Annotated in this window: 18 protein-coding genes; 16 read left to right on the forward strand and 2 right to left on the reverse strand. The window is 68.5% G+C overall.

What is annotated here, in order from left to right:
• Positions 1-16: 16 nt before the first annotated feature.
• Positions 17-247, reverse strand: a complete 231-nt coding sequence (locus DES45_RS03285) for a hypothetical protein (RefSeq protein WP_114768517.1) — start codon at positions 245-247, stop codon at positions 17-19.
• A gap of 185 nt (positions 248-432) precedes the next feature.
• Here DES45_RS03285 and DES45_RS03290 point away from each other — a divergent pair, with 185 nt between their 5' ends.
• The 7 genes from DES45_RS03290 to DES45_RS03320 all read left to right on the forward strand — a co-directional run bounded on the left by DES45_RS03290 (position 433) and on the right by DES45_RS03320 (position 8281).
• Entirely contained in the window at positions 433-1977 is a 1545-nt protein-coding gene (locus tag DES45_RS03290; protein ID WP_114768518.1) for a helicase HerA domain-containing protein, read from the forward strand.
• Positions 1978-2139: 162 nt separating this feature from the next.
• Positions 2140-2565, forward strand: coding sequence for a GFA family protein (locus tag DES45_RS03295; RefSeq protein ID WP_114768519.1), 426 nt, complete (start codon positions 2140-2142; stop codon positions 2563-2565).
• Between the two features lie 158 nt (positions 2566-2723).
• Positions 2724-4160: a M20 family metallopeptidase gene (locus DES45_RS03300; protein ID WP_114768520.1), complete on the forward strand. Its 1437-nt coding sequence runs from the start codon at positions 2724-2726 to the stop codon at positions 4158-4160.
• 17 nt (positions 4161-4177) lie between these two features.
• Positions 4178-5185 carry a D-cysteine desulfhydrase family protein gene (locus tag DES45_RS03305; RefSeq protein ID WP_114768521.1) on the forward strand — a complete coding sequence of 336 codons (1008 nt, stop codon included), beginning with the start codon at positions 4178-4180 and terminating at the stop codon, positions 5183-5185.
• Positions 5186-5303: 118 nt separating this feature from the next.
• Complete coding sequence (locus DES45_RS03310) at positions 5304-6245, forward strand: ring-cleaving dioxygenase (protein WP_114768522.1); 942 nt, start codon at positions 5304-5306, stop codon at positions 6243-6245.
• 141 nt (positions 6246-6386) lie between these two features.
• Entirely contained in the window at positions 6387-7940 is a 1554-nt protein-coding gene (locus DES45_RS03315) for a serine hydrolase (RefSeq protein ID WP_114768523.1), read from the forward strand.
• A gap of 20 nt (positions 7941-7960) precedes the next feature.
• Positions 7961-8281, forward strand: coding sequence for a hypothetical protein (locus DES45_RS03320; protein ID WP_114768524.1), 321 nt, complete (start codon positions 7961-7963; stop codon positions 8279-8281).
• 49 nt (positions 8282-8330) lie between these two features.
• On the opposite strand, the gene DES45_RS03325 is transcribed toward DES45_RS03320, so the two are convergent.
• Positions 8331-9248, reverse strand: a complete 918-nt coding sequence (locus DES45_RS03325; RefSeq protein WP_114768525.1) for a Gfo/Idh/MocA family protein — start codon at positions 9246-9248, stop codon at positions 8331-8333.
• A gap of 204 nt (positions 9249-9452) precedes the next feature.
• Here DES45_RS03325 and DES45_RS03330 point away from each other — a divergent pair, with 204 nt between their 5' ends.
• The 9 genes from DES45_RS03330 (at position 9453) to DES45_RS03370 (ending at position 16887) form a co-directional block, all read left to right on the forward strand.
• Positions 9453-10283, forward strand: a complete 831-nt coding sequence (locus tag DES45_RS03330) for a MipA/OmpV family protein (RefSeq protein ID WP_114768526.1) — start codon at positions 9453-9455, stop codon at positions 10281-10283.
• A gap of 35 nt (positions 10284-10318) precedes the next feature.
• On the forward strand, positions 10319-11413 hold the full coding sequence (locus DES45_RS03335) for an AbrB family transcriptional regulator (RefSeq protein WP_114768527.1): 1095 nt from the start codon (positions 10319-10321) through the stop codon (positions 11411-11413).
• A gap of 259 nt (positions 11414-11672) precedes the next feature.
• Positions 11673-12749, forward strand: coding sequence for an aromatic ring-hydroxylating dioxygenase subunit alpha (locus tag DES45_RS03340; protein ID WP_114768528.1), 1077 nt, complete (start codon positions 11673-11675; stop codon positions 12747-12749).
• 10 nt (positions 12750-12759) lie between these two features.
• Entirely contained in the window at positions 12760-13734 is a 975-nt protein-coding gene (locus DES45_RS03345; protein WP_114768529.1) for a PDR/VanB family oxidoreductase, read from the forward strand.
• A gap of 84 nt (positions 13735-13818) precedes the next feature.
• Complete coding sequence (locus DES45_RS03350) at positions 13819-14574, forward strand: GntR family transcriptional regulator (RefSeq protein WP_114768829.1); 756 nt, start codon at positions 13819-13821, stop codon at positions 14572-14574.
• Between the two features lie 22 nt (positions 14575-14596).
• Positions 14597-15343, forward strand: a complete 747-nt coding sequence (locus tag DES45_RS03355; protein WP_114768530.1) for an alpha/beta fold hydrolase — start codon at positions 14597-14599, stop codon at positions 15341-15343.
• 5 nt (positions 15344-15348) lie between these two features.
• Positions 15349-15699 (forward strand): extradiol ring-cleavage dioxygenase, encoded by a 351-nt coding sequence (locus DES45_RS03360; protein WP_114768531.1) that lies wholly within the window; start codon positions 15349-15351, stop codon positions 15697-15699.
• A 2-nt stretch (positions 15700-15701) separates the two neighbouring features.
• A complete protein-coding gene (locus DES45_RS03365) occupies positions 15702-16568 on the forward strand; it encodes a class III extradiol dioxygenase family protein (RefSeq protein ID WP_114768532.1) in 867 nt (288 codons plus the stop codon).
• Positions 16569-16572: 4 nt separating this feature from the next.
• Complete coding sequence (locus DES45_RS03370) at positions 16573-16887, forward strand: YciI family protein (RefSeq protein WP_114768533.1); 315 nt, start codon at positions 16573-16575, stop codon at positions 16885-16887.
• Positions 16888-16913: the final 26 nt, after the last annotated feature.

Here is a 16913-nt window from a genome sequence, read left to right on the forward strand (position 1 = left end):
CGGGAGTCTTCAGGGCTCAGCGGCGCTGGCGGATCAGGATCCAGGCGGCCGCCACCGCGATCACCAGCATCAGGCCGATGCCCACCGTCTCGAACAGGGCTTCCATCCGGGCCTCGCCCGGAGGCGGCGCGTCCGTGCCGCCCTCGCTGCCTGGCGGTGACCCCGCCGAGCCGGTGAGGACGGGGGAAATTTCCGGCCAGAGAATCAGCAGGTCGGGAAGGGCGTGGTCCGGGGTGATCCGCGGCATCGGTCCTCCTGGCTGGCGTCCTGCATGGTTAATGATCGGTCCTCAGGCCGGTTTCCGCGCCCCTGCGGCCTCATGCCTGGGGATAGCCGCGCGAGCCTGTGGAGGATTCCGGGAATTCGGGCACTTTCCCGGCCCGCCGCGTGTTAGGACGAGGCGGGTTTCGAACATTCGCACGAGGGAGGCTGATGAAGGTCGGCATCGACATGGGACAGGTGTCCTCCGCGCCCGGAGGAGGGTCGGCGCTGCTCGATCTGGAGGAGCTTTTGGCGACGCGCCTGCTCGTCCAGGGCAATTCCGGCTCCGGCAAGTCGCATCTGCTGCGCCGGCTCCTGGAGCAGAGCGCATCCCTGGTCCAGCAGGCCATCATCGACCCGGAGGGCGACTTCGTCACGCTGGCCGACAAGTTCGGCCACGTGGTGGTGGACGCCTCGCGCAGCGAGGGCGACATCCAGCGCATCGCCGCCCGCGTGCGCCAGCACCGGGTCTCGGTGGTGCTGAGCCTGGAGGGCCTCGACGCCGAGGCGCAGATGCGCTGCGCGGCGGCTTTTCTCGGCGGCCTGTTCGATGCGGACCGCGACTACTGGTACCCGATGCTCGTGGTGGTGGACGAGGCGCAGCTCTTCGCGCCGGCCGCCGCGGGCGACGTGTCGGACGAGGCTCGGAAAGTCTCGCTCGGCGCCATGACCAACCTCATGTGCCGCGGCCGCAAGCGTGGGCTCGCCGGCATCATCGCGACCCAGCGCCTCGCCAAGCTCGCCAAGAACGTGGCGGCCGAGGCCTCGAACTTCCTCATGGGCCGCACCTTCCTGGACATCGACATGGCCCGCGCGGCCGATCTTCTTGGCATGGAGCGCCGCCAGGCGGAGATGTTCCGCGACCTCGAGCGCGGGCACTTCGTGGCGCTCGGCCCCGCCTTGTCGCGCCGCCCGGTGCCGATCCGCATCGGGACGGTCGAGACCTCGGCCCGCTCCGGCAGCTTCAAGCTCGTGCCGCTGCCGGAGCAGCCGAAGGAGGAAGCGCGCGATCTCATCTTCAAGCCGGGCGAGGACGAGCCCGTGCGTCCGGTCATGCCGCGCCGCGCCCCGCCGCCCCCGCCGGCGCCCTCCACCAACGACCTTCTCGCCCAGCTCGCCCGCACGCGGCCGGCCGCCGCGCCGGAGCCCGAGGCCGAGGCGACGGAGGAATCGAAGGCGGAGCGCGACGCGACCCTCGACGCCATCCTGCGGGAGATCCTCGACGATCCGGAGGCCGCCTTCCGCACGGTGGCGGTGCTCTACCAGGACTTTCTCGTGCGCTGCCGCATCCGCCGCGTCGCCGGCGAGCCATTGAGCCTTCCGGCTTTCCGCCGCCGGCTGGCGGTGGCGCGCGCCGGCGTCGACACGGCGACCGCCGAAGGGACGGAGTGGGACCGCGCGGTCGCCTTCGCGGCGGATCTGGCGGAGGACATCCAGGGGGTGTTCCTGCTGCTCGCCCGCGCCGCCATGGAAGGCTCGGCATGCCCGCCCGACGGCGAGATCGCCCGCGCCTGCGGCAGCCGCTCGCCGGGCCGCGCCCGGCGCCTCATCGCCTACATGGAAAGCCGCGGCATCGTGGTGACCCGCAACGACCCGCGGGGGCTTCGCATCATCGCGCTGCCCGATCTCGGCTGGGAGACCGGTCCGGGCGACCCGAACGCCTTCGAGGAGCCGGTGGGGAGTTCCGACAACCGGGACCTGTTCGCGGTCGGGTAGGGGCGGCGTCACCGCCGCCCGCCGTGCTGCTCAAAAGTGGCATCGACGATATCGCCGAGAGGGATGCCTTGTCAGGGTTCCGGTTCGCCTATTCAATCGCTCCCGGGGCCGTTCTCTTGCGCGTGTTGGCGGGGCTGCTGACGCCGAACCGGAGAGGGAGCCATGACGACCTATCACGGACAATGCTTTTGCGGCGCGGTTGAAGTCGAAGTCACCGGGGCGCCGGAGGGCATGGGCTACTGCCACTGCCGGTCGTGCCGCTCCTGGTCGGCCGGACCCGTCAACGCGTTCAGCCTATGGAAGCCCGAAGCGGTGCGCGTCACGGCCGGGGCCGAGCATGTCGCGACGTTCCAGAAGACGCCGTTCAGCCAGCGCCAGTACTGCGCCAAGTGCGGCGGACACCTGATGACCAACCATCCGACCATCGGCCTCGTGGATGTGTTCGCCGCGACGATCCCTACCTTCCCGTTCACCCCCGGCGTTCATGTCAACTACGCAGAGACAGTGCTGCCGATGCGCGACGGCTTGCCCAAGTTCAAGGATTTCCCCGCCGAGATCGGCGGCTCCGGAGAGACGGTGCCGGAGTGACGGCGGAAGCCGTCCGGCTCTTCATCGCGCTTCTTGATCTCGGCTGACACGGGCCGGGTTTGCGGGTAGGTCTTCTGCTTCAATGAGCCACCGCCGTCATTCAGGGACCGCGCAGCGGAGCCCGGAACGACGGCTGGGGTTAGGTACAGGGAAGCGACATGCACAACGACCGTCTGAGCCTCGATGAAATCGCCCGCCGCGTCGACGCGAAGGCCATCGATTATTGCGACCTCAGCGACCGGATCTGGGCGACGCCGGAGCTCGCCTTCGAGGAGCACCGCTCGGTCGAGGCGCAGATCGCCATGCTGGAGGCCGAGGGCTTCCGTATCACCCGCAATGTCGGCGGCATGGCGACCGCCTTCGTGGCCGAGTTCGGCCGCGGCGGACCGGTCGTGGGCATCCTCGGCGAGTTCGACGCGCTGCCCGATTTGGCGCAGAAGTCCGGGGAGATCTCCCACGCGCCGACAATCGCCGGCACGCCGGGCCACGGCTGCGGCCACAACCTGCTCGGCGCCGGCTCGGCCCTCGCGGCCGTCGCGTTGAAGGACGCGCTCGAGGCAGAGGGCATCGCCGGCACCGTGCGCTATTACGGCTGCCCGGCGGAAGAGAGCGGATCCGGCAAGACCTTCATGGCCCGGGCGGGCCTGTTCCACGATCTCGACGCCGCCTTCTGCTGGCATCCGAGCGTCGTGAACGAGGTGCAGACCACGTCGTCTCTCGCCTGCATCCAGGCCTACTTTCGCTTCCGGGGCCGCGCCTCCCATGCGGCCGCCGCGCCCCATGTGGGCCGCAGCGCGCTGGACGCGGTGGAATTGATGAACGTGGGCGTCAACTACATGCGCGAGCACATGCCCTCCGATGCGCGCGTGCATTACGCGATCACCAACACGGGCGGCGACGCGCCGAACGTGGTGCAGGCCTACGCCGAGTCGCTCTACCTCGTGCGCTCGCCCCACCTGCCCGACGCGGAGCGCCTGTTCGAGCGCGTGAAGAAGATCGCCGAAGGCGCGGCCCTGATGACGGAGACGAGCGTCTCGGTGCAGATCACCGACGCGACGTCAAATGTCGTGCCCAACAAGGTCCTGCAGGAGGCCATGTACGAGAACATGCGCCGCCTCGGGCCGCCGACCTTCGACGACGCCGACTTCGCCTTCGCGGAAAAACTGCGCAAGGCGGCGCTGACGGAAGAAGACGTCGTCGCCAGCGTGAAGCCGCACGACATGTCGCTGAAATCCCGGATCCTGCACGACGGCCTGCTCGCCATGCCGACCCGCGAGGAGGTCATGATGGGCACCACCGACGTGGGCGACGTGAGCTGGATCGTGCCGACCGTGCAGTGCCACACGGCCTGCTTCGCGATCGGCACCCCGTTCCACACCTGGCAGCTCGTGGCCCAAGGCAACCTGCCGGCCGCCCACAAGGGCATGGTGCTGGCCGCCAAGGCCATGGCGTCGACCGCCGCCGATTGCTTGCGCAACCCGGACCTCATCGCCCGCGCCAAGGCGGAGCTGAAGGAGCGCACCGGCGGCCGGGACTACGTGTGCCCGATTCCCGACGACGTGACGCCGGAGGATCTTCGCGCCAAGGCGGCGTGAGAGACGAGGAGCGTGCCATGACGAATGCCGATCATCCGGGGACGTGGCACAAGGTGCCGCTGGCGCATCTGCCCACCCCGCTCGAGCCGCTGCCCGCCCTGTCGCGTGCCCTCGGCGGCCCGGAAATCTGGGTGAAGCGGGACGACTGCACGGGGCTGGCGGGAGGCGGCAACAAGGCCCGCAAGCTCGAATACCTGATGGCCGAGGCCCTGGCCCGGAAAGCCGACAGGATCGTGACCGCAGGCGGCATCCAGTCGAACCACGCGCGCCAGACGGCGGCGGCAGCGGCGCGGCTCGGTCTGCGCTGCACCCTTGTCCTGACCGATTCTGTGCCCGGCCGGGGCACTGCCTATCACGGCAGCGCGAACCTGCTCCTCGACCGGCTCTTCGGCGCTGACATCCGCCTCTACGAGGGAAGCGCCGATCCGGATGCCGCCATGGCGGAGGTCGCAGCATCCCATGCGGCCGAAGGCGAGCGGCCCTACGTGATCCCGGTAGGCGGTTCGAATGCGGTCGGCGCCCGCGCCTACGTGGATGCGGCGGCCGAGTTGGCGGACCAAGCCGCGATGCTGGGCCAGCCGTTCAGCCACGTGATCCTGGCCACCGGCAGCGGCGGAACCCATGCGGGTCTCGCGCTCGGCCTCGCCGCCTGCGACCCGGCGATCCCGGTCATCGGCATCAGCGTCAGCCGCGCCCGCGATGCCGCGACGGAGCGCGTGCGGACGCTCGTCGAAAGCACCGCCGCACTGATCGGCGTCAAGCGCGATCCCGAGATCCTGGTGGATGACCGCTTCGTCGGTCCCGGCTACGGCCTGCCGACCGAGGCGATGAGGGAAGCGGTGGGTCTCGCCGCGCGGACGGAAGGGCTTCTGCTCGATCCGGTCTATACCGGCAAGGCGATGGCCGGTCTGATCGCCCTCGTGCGCGAGGGACGCCTCGCGCAGGGCGACCGGGTCCTGTTCTGGCACACCGGCGGCAGCGTCGCGCTGTTCGCCTATGACGAGGTCTTTGCCGAGAAGCGGTGATTTTCATCCGGTTAGGTGTGTCGACTTTGCGTTTCGGCAAGCGCATTTTGGCATTTCCCAGGGTCGCGCTTGCAAGTCTGCAACCTTATCTTCCGGGCAGACCGATAAGGAGAGCGTCATGAAGCTGACCGGAATCCATCACCTGACCGCCGTCACGGCGAACGCCGCCGGCAACCATGCCTTCTACACCCAGGCGCTCGGCCTGCGCCTCGTGAAGAAGACCGTGAACCAGGACGACGTCTCCGCCTATCACCTGTTCTACGCCGACGGGCTCGCCTCGCCCGGCACGGACATCACGTTCTTCGACTGGCCGGTGGAGCGCGAGCGGCGCGGCACGCACAGCATCGTCAACACGGCCATGCGGGTGAACGGCGAGAAGACGCTTGCGTGGTGGAAGGAGCGGTTCGATTCGCTGCGCGTTCCGCACCAGGGCATCGCCGAGCGCGACGGCCGCCTGTGGCTCTTCTTCGAGGATCCGGAAGGCCAGCGCCTCGCGCTGGTGGACGACGGCGGGCGCGGCGACGAGGCCCATCCGTGGGCGCGCAGCCCCGTCCCGGCCGAGCACCAGATCCGGGGCCTCGGCCCCATCACCATCAGCGTGCCGCGGATCGACCGCACGGCGGCGGTGCTCACCATGGGCATGGACATGCGCGCCGCGCGGGAATACCGCGCCGGCGACACCCCAGTTCATGTGTTCGAGATGGGCGAGGGCGGTCCCTCGGCCGAGCTGCACGTGGCGGTGGAGCCGCATCTCGACCCGGCGCAGCCGGGTGCGGGCGGCGTGCACCACGTGGCGTTCCGCACGCCCAACGACGAGACCTACCGGGAATGTGCCGAGCGCCTGCGGGCGATGCGGGCGCCGTCGAGCGGACCGGTCGACCGCTACTACTTCAAGAGCCTCTATTTCCGCGAGCCGAACGGCATCCTGTTCGAGATCGCCACGGACGGCCCGGGCTTCGCCACCGACGAGCCCATGGAGAGCCTGGGCGAGCGCCTCGCTCTGCCGCCCTTCCTGGAGCCGCGGAGGGCCGAGATCGAGGCGGGCCTCAAGCCGCTGTAGGACGCCGACCGTCTCCCCCGTCTGACGAAGGGCGGGGGAGATATAGGAATATGATCTAGGACTCGTGCCTTTCCGCATTGAGAACGCAACGAAGTTCTGACACCATCGCTCCGATCGCCAAAGGCGGACGAGGGGGCTCGGATGTCAAACTTCCTGTCGATGCGGATTTCGGCCTTTGCCGCAGCCCTGGCTCTTGCGGGCGCGGCGACCTCTCCGGCGCAGGCGCAGGGCGCCGGCCCAACGGCCATGCGAGAGCGGATCGACAGGCTGATCCCGGAATTCGAAGCCTACCTTCAAACCGGCATGAAAGGCTTCAAGGTGCCGGGCCTCGCCGTCGGCATCGTGCACGACGACAAGCTCATCTACATGAAGGCATTCGGCGCGAAGGAGCTGGGCAAGCCGGATCCGGTGAATCCCGCCACGATCTTCCAGATCGGCTCCACCACCAAGGCCTTCTTCAGCGCGACGCTGGCCCAGGCGGTCGATGCGGGCAGGCTCGAATGGAGCGACCGCGTCTCCGACCTCCTGCCGGAATTCCAGCTGAGCGATCCCTGGGTCGGACGCGACTTCCGCGTCGTCGATCTCGCCGCCCAGCGCAGCGGATTGACGCCTTACGTGAACGATGGCCTGACCGCGCTCGGCTATGACGCCACCACGCTCGTCCGTTCCCTGCGCGGCGCCCCCCTGACGCTGACGTTCCGCTCCGACTTCACCTACACCAACATCACCCATGTGGCCGGCGGGATGATCCTGGCGCGGAAGATGGGCGTGCCGTCCTGGGGCGACGTGGTCAGGAAGGGCCTCTTCGAGCCCCTGGGCATGACCTCGTCCACGACCTCGGCGGCTGCCATCGAGGCGGCGCCCGACCATGCCACCGGCCACCGTCAGGACAAGGACGCCACCGTCGTCATCCCGTTCCACGAATCCTTTCCCTACATTCATGGTCCGGCCGGCGGGATCAACTCCAACGTGCCCGACGTATCGCAATGGCTGCGCATGCAGCTCGGGCGCGGTCAGTTCGAGAACAAGATCATCGTCTCCGAGAAAAACCTCGACGCGACCTGGACCCCCCGCGTCGCCATGAACGAGCGGATTTCCTATGCGCTCGGGTGGGTCGTCACCTCGACCCCGAACGGACGGATCATCTGGCACAACGGCGGCACCATGGGCTTCGGCGCCCATATCGGCTTCCTGCCCGACCGCGACGTCGGCGTGGTCGTTCTCACCAATGCGCAGAATCAGGGGTTTCCCGACGCGGCCGCGCAATGGTTTTACGACCGCCTCCTCGACAACGATGCCGTCGACAACGTGGCGCTCGCCCTCGAGGCGGCTCGCGCGCGGGAGGTCGCCGACCAGGAGAAGGCCGGGCCTCCGGTCGAAGCTCCCGCCCAGGCCGCGGCGGACCTTGCCGGAACCTACGCCTCGCCGCTTCTGGGCGACGCCACGGTCAGCGTCGAAGGCCGGACGCTCCGGCTGAGGCTTGAGGATACGGAGGCCGTGCTGACCCTGACGATCCGCGACGACGATCTCTTCGACGCGCATCTCGATCCTGCCGGGGCCTACGCGCCCATCGTCGCCATGATGGGCGACGAGGTCGTCGCGCAGGTCCGGTTCGAGCGGGGCGCCAACGGCGCGGTGAAGACCATGAACTGGATCTCGCCGATCCTGCCGCAGGTCTTCGAGCGTCGACAGTAACGGGACAGGAGACGAGCCCCATGGCACAGATGAATCGCTTCGTCCTGACAGCCATCCTGGCCGGCCTCGGCGCCGCCCCGGCATCCGCCCTTCCGGCCGCGTCCCTGTCCGGCCCTGATCCGGTCGCCGTCCCGGCGCAGTTCTTCCAGTTCTCCATCGACAGCGAGGACGATGGATACATCCACGACCGGCACTACGACTGGAAACAGTATCGCGACGCCACCAGCCGCAAGGAGCGGGTCCGGGACTATTACCGGATGCAGAAGGAGGCGGAGAAGGATTACTGGCGGGCCCAGAAGGACATGCAGAAGCAGATGATCAAGCGCCAGCGCGGCTGGTAGACGAGCCTCGGAGCCCGGTTGCGGGAGCGGCGTCGCGTCTCAAGAGGCCTCAGGCCATCGCTCGGCCTGAAGCCGCCAGAATTCCTTCGATGAGATCGACCACGTCGGCCGCCTCGCGCACCGTCGCGAGGCGGCTTTTCTGTCCCGAAAGCAGCCTGGCGAGCTCCGCGATCTGATACCCGTCGGCGCGGGCCGGCTCGATGTCGCCGCCCGAATGGGTCAGCCGGTACCACTCGCTCATCGCGGCGATGTCCCTCGAGCCCTTCACCTCGAAGCGGTTGAACTCCTCGGCCTCGCCCTCGACCGCCGCATCGATGGTCATCCGCGCCTTCGCGAAGTGCAGCACGGCGTGCAGGCGCGTCTCGCTCCCGTTGGGGCCACGCTCGACCTGCTTCTCGACGATCCTGCCCGGTCCGAACAGGCGGCCGGCCAGGAACATGAAGTGGGACACGACCTCGCGGGTGAAGCCGCCCTGCTCGGGGCCCGCGAGCCACCCAGCCGCGCCCTGCTGCCAGCCCCGCGGCCAGGTGCGGAAGCGCAGGGTCAGATGGGCCGAGAGATCCTCCCCGAGGGCGCCGGTCTCGACCAGCTCCTTCATGCGCACGGCGGCCGGCGCCGTCGCGAAGGGAAAGTTCACGGCCGCCGGCACGCCGGCGCGCTCCACCGCCTCGAGGCAGCGGCGCGCGCTCGCCGGATCGGCTGTCAGAGGCTTTTCGCAGAACACCGCCTTGCCGGCGTCGACCACGGCCCGGACGAGCTCCTCGTGCGTCGCCGGCGGGGTCGCGATGTAGATGCACGCGACCGCCGGATCGGAGAGAAGCGCCGCGACGCTCTCCACGCGCGGCACGTCGGTCTCGACCGGCGCGGGATCGTAGGCGCCTCGAATCAAGAAATCCGGGTTGGCCTTGAGCCCGCTGATGAAGCGCCGGCCCATGACGCCGAGACCGATGATGCCGATACCCACCATGACCGCGTGTTCTCCTGCTGCGATGCCTCTGCCTATAGCGCCTGCCCTGACGCTGCGCGAGGGCGGGGAAAGAAATCGGAAACCTGGATTGTGTATCGATGCGCATTCCGGCCTTGCGGGACGCTCGCCGCTTCGCCGATCATGCTTGACCTTACGGAATTTTGCGGCCACGAGGGCTCAACCGCAGCCGAAGCAGGAATCGACATGCGCCTCTCGAAAACCCTTGCACTCATGCCGTTCCTCGCCATCGGGGCTTCGCTCGCCCCGGCCCAGGCCGCGGACCTGCTCTTTACCCAGGCGCCCGTCGCGTCCGCGAGCTGGATCGCCACCATCAAGGGCAATCTGAGGGTCGGGCCGTCCTACCCGGGCGCGGACGATTTCAGCGTCGTGGGCTTTCCGTCGGTCAGCTTCCGCCGCTCCGGCACCCCGGAGCGCTTCAGCGCGCCGGACGATGGCCTGAGCTTCTCGCTCCTGGAGGAATCGGCCGTCCGGGTCGGCTTCGTGGGCCGCTTCCAGGGCGGGCGCTACTACAAGGACGACCGCCGCCTCTACGGCCTCGACAAGATCGACTGGGCGGTGGAGCCCGGCGTCTTCGTCGAGTACTGGCCGGTGGAGTTCCTGCGCGCCCGCGCCGAGCTGCGCCGCGGCGTCGGCGGCCATGAGGGCTTCGTGGCCGATCTCGGCCTCGACCTCGTTCAGCGCTTCGGGGCCTTCACGGTCTCGGTCGGCCCGCGCCTGGCGCTGGGCGACAGCGAGTTCACCCGGACCTATTTCGGCGTGACGCCGCTCGAGGCGGCGATCAACGGCCAGGTCGTGCCCTATCGTCCGTCCGGCGGCCTCACCTCGGTCGGCGTGACCACGGGCGTGACCTACGAGTGGTCGCCGCAATGGTCGACCACCGCCTTCGTGACCTACAAGCGCCTCGTGGGCGATGCCGCCGACAGCCCGATCGTCAAGCGCTTCGGCGACGAGAACCAGTTCGGCCTCGGCCTGACGGTCTCCTACTCGTTCGACACCGGCTTCACGGGCTTCTAAAGCATCGGACCCGGCCCTGCCGGAGCTGAGGAACGATGGTTTCCGAACTCGTGGCGTCTTGCCGGAGCTGGGTCAGGAGCCTGTCGCCTGCCGTGTTTCCCTACGGCCGCTTCATGGCGGCCCTGCTGATCGGCGCGCTCGGCGGCTGGATCTTCCTGAAGTTGCGCCTGCCGTTGCCTTGGATGCTCGGCTCCATGACCGCCTGCACCCTTGCGGCGCTCCTGCGGGCCCCCATCAAGGCGCCCGGGACGGTGCGGCCGCCGATGACGATGATCATCGGCGTGATGCTGGGCGCGGGCTTCACGCCCCAGGTCGTCGAGAGCGCCACCCACTGGCTGCCGACGATCCTGGGCCTGATGGCCTTCGTGGCCGTGAGCGGCGCCGCCTGCGTGTTCTATTTCCGCCGGGTGGCGGGCTTCGACATGCCGACCGCCTATTTCTCCGGAATGCCCGGCGGGCTCGTCGAGATGGTGATCGTCGGCGAGGACAAGGGCGGCGATCCCCGCCTGATCGCCCTCGTGCATTCGGCCCGGGTCCTCCTCGTGGTGCTCACCCTGCCGTTCCTGATCTGGCTGACCAGCGGCGTCGTCGTCGGGGCGCGGCCGCAATTCGGCGTGTCGATCACGCAGACGCCCTGGACCGAGGAGGCCTGGCTCCTGGGCACCGCCGTGGTGGGCAGCCTTGTGGGCCATTTTCTCCGCTTGCCCGCGCGTCTCCTGCTCGGGCCGATGCTGGTCAGCGCCGCCGTCCACATCTCGGGCCTGACGCATTTCGTGCCGGCCGTGGAGATCGTCACCGCCGCGCAGCTCGTGCTCGGCACCACCATCGGCTGCCGCTTCGCCGGCATCCTGCCCCGCGAGATCCTGCGCATTCTCGTGCTGTCGCTCGGATCGACGGTCCTCCTGCTCACTATCACTTTCGCGTTCGCGGCCGGCGTGAGCCGCCTCTCGTCCTACAGCGAGGTGACCCTGCTGCTTGCCTATTCGCCCGGCGGGCTCGCGGAGATGAGCCTCGTGGCGCTCTCGCTCGGAATCGAGGTCGCCTTCGTGGCGGCGCATCACATTATCCGGGTGTTCCTCGTCATGATCGGGGCGGCACCGGTCTTCGCCCTGGTGCGGCGCCGGACCTAGACGCCCCGCGCCCGGAAGCGCCGCCGATGGACCCGTGGCGGCCTCTCCCAAGATCGCCGCTCAGGCGGCCTTCTGCTCGAGCAGGCGGGCGGTCTCGTCCTTGAGTCGCAGAGGCCGAGACACTCCTATCCCAGGACTATGTATACATAAGATCCCATATCCGCCTCTATTGCTGCGGCGCAGCAACGATTTCGCGGGCGAGCAGGCTTGCCGCAAGGGAAGGTCTGTATACACTCTGTCCCCAACGGAGGAAACAAGCATGGACGCCAAGCCATTTCCCCTGAATGCCTGGTATGCGGCCGCCTGGAGCCATGAGATCAAGCACGAGCTCGCGGCCAGGACGATCTGCGACCATGACGTCGTGCTCTACCGGCGCACCGACGGCCAGGTCACGGCCCTGGAGGATGCCTGCTGGCACCGGCTGCTGCCGCTCTCCATGGGACATCTGAAGGGCGACGAGGTCGTCTGCGGCTATCACGGCCTCGTCTTCAACGCCGCCGGGCGCTGCACCTACATGCCGGCCCAGAAGACCATCAACCCGTCGGCTTGCGTGCGCGCTTATCCGGTCGTCGAGCGCCATCGGCTCGTGTGGCTCTGGCCCGGCGATCCGGCGCTCGCGGATCCGGCCAAGATCCCGGACTTCCACTGGAACGACGGCACCGACTGGGTCGGGGAGGGCGGCACCTTCTACGATCTCGGCTGCGACTACCGGCTCGTGATCGACAACCTCATGGACCTGACCCACGAGACCTACGTCCATGCGGGCAGCATCGGCGACGAGGCCATCACCAGCGCGCCCTTCGACGTGACTCATACGGAGCGGACCGCCACCGTGACCCGCTGGATGATCGATATCGAGCCGCCGCCCTTCTGGGCCAAGCAGCTCAACCGCCCGGGCGAACACGTGGACCGCTGGCAGATCATCTATTTCCAGGCCCCGTCCACCGTGGTGGGCGACGTGGGCGTCGCCGTCACCGGCACGGGAGCGCCGCAAGGAGACCGCTCGCAGGGCGTCAACGGCGCGTTCCTGGCGGCGATCACGCCCGCGACGGAAAAAACCTGCCACTATTTTTGGAACTTCGTGCGCACCTTCCGGACCGACGACGAGCAGCTCTCGCGCGACATCCAGAAGGCGCACGTCAACGAGGGCAAGGGCGTCTACGACCAGGACCACGTGGTGCTGGAGGCGCAGCAGAAGGCCATCGACCGCAATCCGCGCATGCCCTTCTACAACCTCAACATCGATGCCGGCGCTCTGTGGGCCCGTAAGCTGATCGACGCCATGCTGGCCGAGGAGCACCCGAAGCCCCACGTGCCCAGCCAGGCGGCCGAGTAGGTCGCGGGCCATGAGCGAGCCCGTCGAATGGGGCGGCGCGACCCTGCGCAGCATCCGGGATCTCACGCCCGACATCCGGCTCTTCGAGATCGAGCCTGAGGGCGAGTTCGTGCATCCGACGCCGGGCAGCCACATCAACGTCGCGGTGCTGATCGACGGCCGCGCGGACGTACGGTCCTACTCGATCGTCGGCCCCTGCACGGACGGGTTCTATCAGATCGCCGTGAAGCTGTTGGGGGATACCCGCGGCGGCTCGGCCTATATGTGGAGCCTCGCGCCTGGCGCCAAGCTCACCGTCTCGACGCCGGGCAATCATTTCGAGCTCAGCCGCGGCCGGCCCGAATACCTGCTGCTCGCAGGCGGCATCGGCATCACGCCGATCTACACGATGGCGCTCGCCCTCGCGCAGGCCGGCGCGAATGTCCGGCTCCTCTATGCCTGCCGGCGCCGGCAGGACTTCGCGTTCCTCGACGACCTGCAGGAGCGCCTCGGGCCGCGCCTTCAGGTCTTCGTGGACGAGGAGGGGCAGCGCGCCGATCTCGACGCGGAGATCGCCCGCCTCGCACCGGGCGGCGAGCTCTATGTCTGCGGCCCCATCGGCATGCTGGAGGCCGCCAAGCGCGCCTGGCACGCGAGCGGCCGTCCGGTGGATCAACTGCGCTTCGAGACCTTCGGCAACAGCGGCCGCTATCCGTCCGAAGCCTTCCGGGTGAAGATCCCGCGGCTGCACATGGAGATCGAGGTTCCGCAGAACAAAACCTTGCTGGATGCGCTGGAGGAAGCGGGCGTCGGCATGATCTCCGACTGCCGCCGCGGCGAGTGCGGGCTGTGCGCGCTGCCGATCCTGGAGACGGACGGAATCGTCGACCACCGCGACGTCTTCTTCAGCGACGAGGAGAAGGCCGCGAACGTGAAGCTCTGCACCTGCGTGTCCCGGGTCGCCGGCGGCAGCATCACCATCGACACCGCCGACAGGGCCGCCTGATGTCGCGATCCCGCAACAGCCGCAGCGTTCATCACCGGCGCGTCATCGCACGGCTGGAGCGCATGACGAACGGGGGCTCCCATGGTGGCTGACAAGGGTGGCGAACGGGCCGTGTCCCAGACCGTGAAGGCGCAGCTCGCCCTGCGCGACCTCATCCTCACCGGATCCTTGAGCCCGGGCGAGCGCGTCTCCGAACTCCAGATGGTGGACAGGCTCGGCGTCTCGCGCACGCCGGTGCGCATGGCGCTCGTGCGGCTGGAGGAGGAGGGGCTGCTCGAGGCCATTCCGTCCGGCGGGTTCGCGGTGCGGGCGTTCTCCGAGCGCGAGGTGTTCGAGGCCATCGAGATCCGCGGCACGCTCGAAGGGCTGGCGGCGCGGTTGGCTGCCGAGCGCGGCGCCAGCCGCACGGATCTCCAGACGGCGTCAGCCTATCTCGACGCCATCGACGAGGTCGTGCGGCGCGAGGCTTTCGACGTGGACGCGATCTCGCGCTACGTAGAGCTGAACGCGCAGTTCCACGCTTTCCTGATCGATCTCGCCGGAAGCCAAGCGCTGGCGCGGCAGCTCGAACGGGCGAGCGCGCTGCCCTTCGCATCGCCCAGCGCCTTCGTGGAGGCGCAGTCGAACGCCCCGGAGGCGCACCACATCCTCACGGTCGCGCAGGACCAGCACCGCTGCGTCCTCAACGCCATTGAGCGCCGGGAGAGCGGGCGCGCGGAGGCGATCATGCGCGAGCATGCGCGGCTCGCCCACCGCAACTTGGAACTCGCTCTGTCCAATCAGCGGATCTTCGATCTCGTGCCGGGCGCCACCCTCATCAGGAGGCGCGTCCGCGCGTAACCGGAACCATGTGCACGAACCCATGAGCAAGCGACCGACCATCATTCTCCTGCCGGGCCTCCTCTGCGACGCCAGTGTCTGGGCCGCGCAGGTCGAGGCCTTGAAGCCTCATGCGGACGTCGTCGTGGCGGATTTCTCGCGGCACGATTCCATCGAAGGCATGGCCCGCTCGGCCTTGGCGCTCGCGGACGGTCCCGTCACGGTCATCGGCCATTCCATGGGCGCAAGGGCCGCCATGGAGATGGCCCGTCTCGCACCCGAGCGCGTCGAGCGCCTCGCCCTGATCGACACGGGGATCCATCCGCGCCGGGACGGGGAGGAGGCGAACCGGCAGGTGCTCGTCGACCTCGCCTTCGCGCAGGGCATGGGCTCCCTGGCGGAGAAATGGCTGCCGCCCATGGTGCACGAGGATCGCGTCGAGGACCGGGCGCTCATGGAGCCGCTGAAGGCTATGGTCCTGCGCGCCACGCCCGAGCAGCACCAGCGCCAGATCCGGGCGCTGCTCGACCGGCCGGACGCCCGGGCCTACCTGTCGGGCATCGCCTGCCCGACCCTCGTCATGGTCGGGCGCCAGGACCGCTGGAGCCCGCTCGCGCAGCACGAGGAGATCGCCGCCGCGCTCCCGAACGCGGAGCTCGTGGTCATCGAGGACAGCGGGCACATGTCGCTCGTGGAGCAGCCCGAGCAGGTCTCGCAGGCGCTGCTGCGCTGGCTGGGTTTCAAGAACGAGAATGCGGGCGCCCCTCGGGCCGCCGCATCGGGGAGGTGATACGCATGGACGACAAGGATGCATCGGACCGCATTCCGGATACGCCGCTCTTCGACCGCAAGCGCTCGCTGGCCGGATACCGCATCAACAAGATGGCCATGGGCTTGAGCAAGCCTGAGAACCGGGAGGCGTTCCGCCAGGACGAGGGCGCCTACCTCGACCGCTTCGGCCTCACGCCCGAGGAGAAGGAGGCGGTGATGTCGCGCAACTGGCGCGAGATGGTGCGGCTCGGCGGCAACCTGTTCTTCATTCTCAAGATCTCCGCCGTCGACCCGGTCCGCATCACCGAGATCGGCGCCCATCAGGCGGGCATGGACCACGCGGATTTCCTGCGCGACCGTTTAGGGAAGAAATAGCCATGGCAAAGCTCATCGGAGGTCTGGGAACCTCTCACGTTCCCTCGATCGCGGCGGCGCTCGACAAGGGCCTGCGCGACACGCCGGACTGGAAGGCCTTTTTCGACGGCTACATTCCCGGCCAGGACTGGGTGAAGGAGCACAGGCCCGACGTCGCCGTCGTCATCTTCAACGATCACGGCAACACCTTCTTCCTCGACAAGGTGCCGACCTTCGCGGTCGGCTGCGCGGAGGAATACCGCCCGGTCGACGAGGGGTGGGGGCCGCGTCCGATCGCGCCGTTCAAGGGCGAGGTCGATTTCTCGTGGCACTTCATCGACACGCTGGTGGAGAACCGGTTCGACCCGATGATCTGCCAGGAGATCGAGGTCGATCACGGCCTCCAGGTGCCGATGGAGCTGTTCTGGGGCCGCCCGGCCGAGTGGCCCGTCAAGGTGGTGCCGATCTTCGTCAACGTGATCCAGTACCCGATCCCGCTTCCGAGCCGCTGCTACGAGATGGGTCGCGTGCTCCGTCAGGCGATCGAGAGCTACGACAGCGACGAGCGCTTCGTGATCCTCGGCACGGGCGGGCTCTCGCACCAGCTCCAGGGCGCGCGCGCCGGCTTCGTCAACCCGGAGGCCGACCAGGCGTTCCTGAAAGACATCGCCGACAACCCCGACAAGCTCGCGGCCATGTCGCGCGAGCAGTACGTGGAGATGTTCGGCAGCGAGGGCGCCGAGCTGATGATGTGGCTCGTCATGCGCGGCGCCATGGACCGCGACGTGGTGGTGCGGCACAAGCACTATTTCGTGCCCGCCTCCATGACGGGTGCCGGCATGATCGTGATGGAAAACAAGGAAGCGGCCGCTCCGGCCGCGGCGGCGTGATCCCATGTACTGGCTCATGATCTGCCGCCACCGGGCGAACGCCGACGACCTGCGCGAACGGCACCGTGACGCACACCGGCAGCACGTGGCCACGGGCGGCGGCGGGCTCGCGAAGGTGCTGATCGGCAGCGCCCTGACCGAGGACGACGGCGAGACGCCGATCGGCAATTTCGGCGTGCTCGAAGCGCCCACCCGCGAGGCCGCCCAGGCCTTTGCCGAGAGCGATCCTTACGCGCTCAACGGCCTCGTGCAATCCATCGAGATCACGGCGCTCGCATCCCGCTTCCAGGCGCATCGGATCGACCCGATGACGCGCTAGCCTTTCAAAAAACGGAAAACCGGGCC

Source organism: Microvirga subterranea (assembly GCF_003350535.1).
GTDB lineage: Bacteria > Pseudomonadota > Alphaproteobacteria > Rhizobiales > Beijerinckiaceae > Microvirga > Microvirga subterranea.

Bases quoted from the DNA above. Each gene is read 5' to 3' on its own strand.
- DES45_RS03340 (WP_114768528.1), top strand. From the start codon at position 11,673: ATGGACGCCAAGCCATTTCCCCTGAATGCCTGGTATGCGGCCGCCTGG.
- DES45_RS03325 (WP_114768525.1), bottom strand. From the start codon at position 9,248: ATGGTGGGTATCGGCATCATCGGTCTCGGCGTCATGGGCCGGCGCTTC.
- DES45_RS03285 (WP_114768517.1), bottom strand. From the start codon at position 247: ATGCCGCGGATCACCCCGGACCACGCCCTTCCCGACCTGCTGATTCTC.
- DES45_RS03300 (WP_114768520.1), top strand. From the start codon at position 2,724: ATGCACAACGACCGTCTGAGCCTCGATGAAATCGCCCGCCGCGTCGAC.
- DES45_RS03315 (WP_114768523.1), top strand. From the start codon at position 6,387: ATGTCAAACTTCCTGTCGATGCGGATTTCGGCCTTTGCCGCAGCCCTG.
- DES45_RS03335 (WP_114768527.1), top strand. From the start codon at position 10,319: ATGGTTTCCGAACTCGTGGCGTCTTGCCGGAGCTGGGTCAGGAGCCTG.
- DES45_RS03345 (WP_114768529.1), top strand. From the start codon at position 12,760: ATGAGCGAGCCCGTCGAATGGGGCGGCGCGACCCTGCGCAGCATCCGG.
- DES45_RS03330 (WP_114768526.1), top strand. From the start codon at position 9,453: ATGCGCCTCTCGAAAACCCTTGCACTCATGCCGTTCCTCGCCATCGGG.
- DES45_RS03365 (WP_114768532.1), top strand. From the start codon at position 15,702: ATGGCAAAGCTCATCGGAGGTCTGGGAACCTCTCACGTTCCCTCGATC.
- DES45_RS03310 (WP_114768522.1), top strand. From the start codon at position 5,304: ATGAAGCTGACCGGAATCCATCACCTGACCGCCGTCACGGCGAACGCC.
- DES45_RS03320 (WP_114768524.1), top strand. From the start codon at position 7,961: ATGGCACAGATGAATCGCTTCGTCCTGACAGCCATCCTGGCCGGCCTC.
- DES45_RS03370 (WP_114768533.1), top strand. From the start codon at position 16,573: ATGTACTGGCTCATGATCTGCCGCCACCGGGCGAACGCCGACGACCTG.
- DES45_RS03355 (WP_114768530.1), top strand. From the start codon at position 14,597: ATGAGCAAGCGACCGACCATCATTCTCCTGCCGGGCCTCCTCTGCGAC.
- DES45_RS03295 (WP_114768519.1), top strand. From the start codon at position 2,140: ATGACGACCTATCACGGACAATGCTTTTGCGGCGCGGTTGAAGTCGAA.
- DES45_RS03360 (WP_114768531.1), top strand. From the start codon at position 15,349: ATGGACGACAAGGATGCATCGGACCGCATTCCGGATACGCCGCTCTTC.
- DES45_RS03290 (WP_114768518.1), top strand. From the start codon at position 433: ATGAAGGTCGGCATCGACATGGGACAGGTGTCCTCCGCGCCCGGAGGA.
- DES45_RS03305 (WP_114768521.1), top strand. From the start codon at position 4,178: ATGACGAATGCCGATCATCCGGGGACGTGGCACAAGGTGCCGCTGGCG.